Here is a 5,743-nt window from a genome sequence, read left to right as displayed (position 1 = left end):
GCGGTTGCTGACTCTAGCGCTGCTTCATTTGTGGACCGTAAAGCCCGTGCCATATAAGCAGGAGTTCGAATGGATTGCCTGAACCGTCGCAGCTGGAATCAGCATGCTGCCGGCCAGATCGGCCACGCATTGTTTGCGTTGATGCTTGTACTGACGCTGGCCGGCTGCGCAGGCGCAGGCTCAGGCAATGGCCCGGGCGCCGCGCAGACCGGCGTGTCGAGCACGACCGACCCGCTACCCTCCTGGCGCAACGGCGCAGCGAAGCAGTCGATACTGAAGTTCGTCGCCGATGTCACGCACGAGGGTGCGCCGAACTACGTGCCTCCGGCGCAGCGCGTCGCCGTGTTCGACAACGACGGCACCTTGTGGAGCGAGCAGCCCATCCCCTTCCAGCTGGTCTTCCTGCTGGACCAGGTCAAGGCCGCAGCGCCCGATCATCCCGAATGGAAAAGCAACCCGGCCTTCAAGGCGTTAATCGCGCACGACAGCGCGGCGCTCGCCACCCACCAGAAGGACTTGCTGCAGCTGATCGCCGCTGCGAATAGCGGCATGACAGTAGACGCGTACGACCAGACCGTGCGCAACTGGCTGGCAACCGCACGTGACCCGAAACTCAACCGGCCGTACACCGCGCTTGTGTATCAGCCGCAGCTTGAATTGCTCGCCTATCTGCGGGCTAGCGGTTTCAGGACCTACATCGTTTCGGGCGGCACGATCGACTTCATGCGGCCTTGGTCCCAGCAGGTCTACGGCATTCCGCCTGAGCAGGTGATCGGCTCCAGCCAGGCGGTGAAATACGAACTGCGCGACGGCCACCCGGTGCTGGTGCGCTTGCCGAAGCTCGATTTCGTGGACGACGGTCCGGGCAAGCCGGTTGGCATCTATCGCAACATCGGCCGCCGTCCGATTCTTGCCTTCGGCAATTCCGATGGCGACCTGCAAATGCTCGAGTACACCGCCGGCGGCAGTGGCGAATCGCTCGAACTGCTGGCCCACCACGACGATGCGGCGCGCGAGTTCGCCTACGACCGTCAATCGAAGCTGGCGAGGCTGGACAAGGCGTGGGACGAGGCGATCGCACGCGGCTGGACCGTAGTGAGCATGAAGGACGACTGGAATGCGGTTTATCCCGAACCGAAGCAGTAGAAACAACCCGCAACGCCCTGGGCCGGGCCACGGGAAGACGAGAGTCAACTCCATTGGAGCCATACGATGAGACTGTTTCTTCGAAAGAGGTGCTACGCGGCGGGGGTATCGCTGGTCGCCCTCACCGCGATCTGTACGTTGATTCTGCTGCCGCCCACCGAATCGCCGGCGCAGTCCCAGCCGACCAATGCGGCGCCGCGACCTGCCTCGCAACCGGTCGCGAAGACGTCGGCCAAACCGAACATCCTCGTGATCTTCGGCGACGACATCGGGCAATCCAATATCAGCGCCTACACGCATGGGCTGATGGGTTACTCGACACCCAACATCGACCGCATCGCGAGCGAAGGCATGATGTTCACGGACTACTACGCCGAGAACAGTTGCACGGCCGGACGCTCATCGTTTATCACTGGTCAGGTGCCGTTACGCACGGGGCTGTCCAAGGTCGGTGCACCGGGCGCGCCGGTCGGGCTGCAGAAAGGCGACATCACGATTGCCCAGGCGCTCAAGGCGCTCGGCTACGCCACCGGCCAGTTCGGCAAGAATCACCTCGGTGACAAGAACGAGTATCTGCCGACCAATCACGGCTTCGACGAGTTCTACGGCAACCTGTATCACCTGAACGCCGAAGAAGAACCCGAGCGTCCTTACTGGCCGAAGGACAAGAACGACCCGTATGTGAAGAACTTTTCGCCGCGCGGGGTGATCCATAGCACGGCTGACGGCAAGGTCGAGGACACCGGGCCGCTGACGGCAAAGCGCATGGAGACCATCGACGACGATACCGGCCAGCACGCCGCGGACTTCATCACCAAGCAGACCAAAGCGGGAACGCCGTTCTTCGTGTGGATGAACTACACGCGCATGCACGTGTTCACGCATGTGCGGCCTGAATTCAGGGGTAAGAGCGGCATGGCCGGCAACGAGTACGCCGATGGCATGTGGGAGCACGATCAGGACGTCGGCAAACTTTTAAAGCTGCTCGATGACCTGAAGATCACCAACAATACGATCGTCGTCTACACCACGGACAATGGACCCAATATGTTTAGTTGGCCTGACGCCGCCATGACCCCGTTCCGTAGCGAGAAGGACTCGAACTGGGAAGGCGCGTTCCGTGTGCCCGCGATGGTACGCTGGCCAGGTCACATCAAACCGGGATCGGTCTCCAACCAGATGTTCGCCGGACTCGACTGGTTCCCGACCCTGCTCGACGCTGCCGGCGACACCGGGGTCAAGGACCGGTTGCTCAAGGGATGGGCGCCGAAGGCCGGCGGCACGTCCTTCAAGGTGCATCTTGACGGCTACGATCAATTGCCTTTCCTGACGGGCAAAACGACGAAGGATCCGCGCACCGAGTTTTATTACTTCGATGACGATGGAGATCTCGTTGCGATGCGATGGGACCAGGATGGCACGGCCTGGAAGGCAGTGTTCTGCGAGCAGCGCACGCCCGGGAATCTGAACATCTGGCAAGACCCACTCGTGTGCCTCAGGTTGCCGAAACTCTTCAACCTGCGCATGGATCCTTATGAGCGAGCGGACATCACCTCTGACCAGTACAACGACTGGCTAACGAAAAACGTATACCTGGACGGCATCGCGACGATGAAAGCGTCCACGTTTTTGGAGACATTCGTCCAGTATCCGCCAAGCCAGCGGCCAGCGAGCTTCAGCGTCGACGGGGTGCGCCGCCAGGTCGACAAGAAGATCGACGAGTCGTTCAAGAAACGCGGACTGGAATAAAGCCGCCGTCGTTGCCGTGGCTGCCAGCCAGTGACACGCTGGCGGCCGCGGCACTTTCCCGACTGATCTGAGCGCTCCCTATGACCGACACCCTGGCTCCTCACGCGAAAACCTCGCGCCGCGAACGGCGCGAACTCGAGCGTTCGCAGCGGCGCGCCATGCCGCGCGACTCCGTACCGACCGTGTCTGCTACGCAAGCCGTGCAGACCACGCTCGCCGTCGCGTGGCCGATGCTGCTTCTGTTCGCCTCAGGTGCTGCAGCGCTGATCTATCAGGTACTGTGGATCAAACAGCTCTCGCTCGTGGTGGGCGTGGAAGTGCAAGCGGTCACCATTGGCATCAGCGCGTTTTTCGCTGGGCTCGCACTTGGCGGGTGGATCTTCGGAAGGCTTGCGGATCGCAGTGCGCAGCCGCTGCTTCTTTACGCCGCTCTGGAAGGCGGTGTGCTGCTTCTGGCGCTAGCAGGCACCGTCGGTCTCGCGCACGCGGCTGGGCTGTTCGCCTCGCTGCAGGATCACGCAGGGCCGCTGGCGTGGGCGCTGCCCTTCGCGCTGGTCGGTCTGCCAGCCATTCCGCTTGGGGGAACGCTGCCGGTGCTAATGCGCACGCTCGCGCCGCGCGCGGACCTGATCGGCAGGAACGGGGCGCGCCTCTATGCTGCCAATACCGCGGGCGCTATCGCTGGCACGCTGGCCGCGCCGTTCATGCTGATTCCCACTTTCGGTGTGTTGGGCAGCGCGTGCGCAGCGGCCACGCTGAATGTGGCCGCTGCGCTGCTCGCCATGCTGCTTGCGAGCCGCAAAGGCGTCGCTGTTTCGGCACAGGCAAGAACCATTCGCGGCATTGACGCCCCTTCGACAAGCACGTTATCTGTCACTTCAACCGGCCGTCCGTATCTTGCACTCGGCCTGTATGCCGTCGCCGGTGGCATCGCGCTCGGCTACGAGGTGGTCTGGTCGCAGGCTATTGTGCAATTCATCAGCACCCGGGCGTTCGCCTTCGCCATCGTATTGGCCACCTATCTATGCGGACTCGCGCTAGGCAGCGCACTCGTAGCGCGTCGCGTCGACCGTGTCCGTGATCCTTGGGGCACGTTCGCACTCCTGATCGCGGCCGCGGGTCTCGTGGCGCTGCTCGAAATCGCCTGTCTCGGCCACGGACTGTCGCCGTGGCAAGCTCAAGCGTCGAACGCTGCGCTGCATGCAACCGGCAGCCTGCTCGTTGCCATGTGCGCCCGCTTTGCGGTGGCCGCGCTGTTCGTCGTGTTCGTCCCGACCGTATTGCTGGGCGCTGCATTCCCGTTCGCGTTGCGTCTTTGCGTCGACAAAGCTCATGTATCGCGCGACGTAGGCGTCGTCGTCGCGCTGAATACCGCGGGTGGGATCATCGGCACGCTGCTCGCCGGCTTCGTGCTGATACCGGCGTTAGGGCTGATTCGTACGCTGGGCGCGCTGGCCATAATGGCATGCCTGGTAGGTCTGGTCGCGGTGCTGCGCGGCTCTGGCGTGCAGAGGCTTGCGCGCTGGACCGTCCCTCTGCTCGGCGTCGTTGCGGCAAGCGCCGCCGTGCTTACGCCAGCGGATCGCCTCGCCACACTGCTCGCAGAGGCGCACGGCGGCCACCTGAGTTTCTACGAGGAAAGCGCGGGTGGCACGGTCGCCGTCGTCGCTCAGGACTCCGGCGAACATCACTTCAAGCGGCTTTATATCCAGGGTGTGTCGAACTCTGGCGACGCGATGACCTCGCTACGCTATATGCGTCTGCAGGCCCTGCTGCCGTTGCTGATCCAACGCGACCCACCGCGTTCGGCGCTCGTGATCGGCATGGGCACCGGTATCACTGCGGGCGCGCTGCTGACGTACCCGGGCCTCGAGCGGCGTGTGGTGGCGGAATTACTGCCCGCGGTCGTGCGCGCGGTGCCGCAGTTCAGCGGCAACGAGGCGGTAAGCGCCGATCCTCGCATGCAGATCCGCTTGCTCGACGGGCGCCGTGAACTCCTCAGCAACGCTCAGACTTACGACCTGATCACACTGGAGCCCCCTCCTCCCTCGGCAGCTGGGGTCGTCAATCTGTACTCTTCGGACTTCTATCGACTGAGTGCGGCACGTCTCGCGCCTCGTGGCATCGTCGCCCAATGGCTGCCTATTGCGACACAAAACGAGGAAGACACGCGCGCGCTGATTCAAAGTTTCGTGCAGGTGTTTCCTTATGCGGCCCTATGGACCACTGAGCTGCACGAAATGATGCTGATGGGCTCGATGCAGCCGATCGAACTCGATGTGCCACGCATCCGGGAGCGTTTCGCGCAACCCAGCGTTGCCGCGGCATTGCGCGAAGTCGGCATCGCGTCCCCGGCCGCGCTGCTAGCGACGTGGGTGACCGATCGCGCGGGACTGGCGTATTACGCCGCAGACGCCCAGCCGGTGACGGATGACCAGCCTCGCATCGAATACGCACCCTGGGTGCGCGAGGACGAGTTTCCGAAAGTGCTGGCGCGGATGATGGCGTTGAGCAGCGCGCCACCGTTCGTGGGCGCGGACGACACGTTCCGTAGTGCGATGCAGGCCGAACGCAGCACACTGCAAACGTTCTACGGCGCTGCGCTCGATGCGTACCGCGGCGACCGCGAGGCGTGGGCCAGGGACATTGGCAGCGTGATGCGCGACGATAGCCGGAACCCTTACTATCGATGGTTCGTCGGAGACGCTGGCTAAGGCGAACGTCGGCGCACGCTCGCATCGCCTGGAATCCTCTAAGCGGCTCCCGGCCGCCCTCGGGAACGCTTACGCATTTTTTTCCCCGCCGTGCTTACCTTGCAGACAGCACCTTCGCATGCATTTCGATGGTC

General features: G+C 63.2%; 3 protein-coding genes. All 3 read left to right on the top strand.

All coding sequences use genetic code 11. From position 1 onward, the window contains the following. Window positions 1-69: 69 nt before the first annotated feature. The 3 genes from M0954_RS22475 (at window position 70) to M0954_RS22465 (ending at window position 5,609) form a co-directional block, all read left to right on the top strand. Window positions 70-1,146 (top strand): HAD family hydrolase, encoded by a 1,077-nt coding sequence (locus M0954_RS22475; RefSeq protein ID WP_297355566.1) that lies wholly within the window; start codon window positions 70-72, stop codon window positions 1,144-1,146. A 66-nt stretch (window positions 1,147-1,212) separates the two neighbouring features. Then, window positions 1,213-2,895: an arylsulfatase gene (locus tag M0954_RS22470; RefSeq protein WP_297355565.1), complete on the top strand. Its 1,683-nt coding sequence runs from the start codon at window positions 1,213-1,215 to the stop codon at window positions 2,893-2,895. A gap of 230 nt (window positions 2,896-3,125) precedes the next feature. Beyond that, window positions 3,126-5,609: a fused MFS/spermidine synthase gene (locus M0954_RS22465; protein WP_297355568.1), complete on the top strand. Its 2,484-nt coding sequence runs from the start codon at window positions 3,126-3,128 to the stop codon at window positions 5,607-5,609. The last annotated feature ends 134 nt before the right edge of the window (window positions 5,610-5,743 follow it).

The sequence above is a fragment of the Paraburkholderia sp. genome, from assembly GCF_026225065.1.
In the GTDB taxonomy this organism is placed as follows: domain Bacteria; phylum Pseudomonadota; class Gammaproteobacteria; order Burkholderiales; family Burkholderiaceae; genus Paraburkholderia.
Note: the sequence above shows the minus strand (reverse complement) of the source record. Positions and strands in the feature narration are given on the sequence as shown.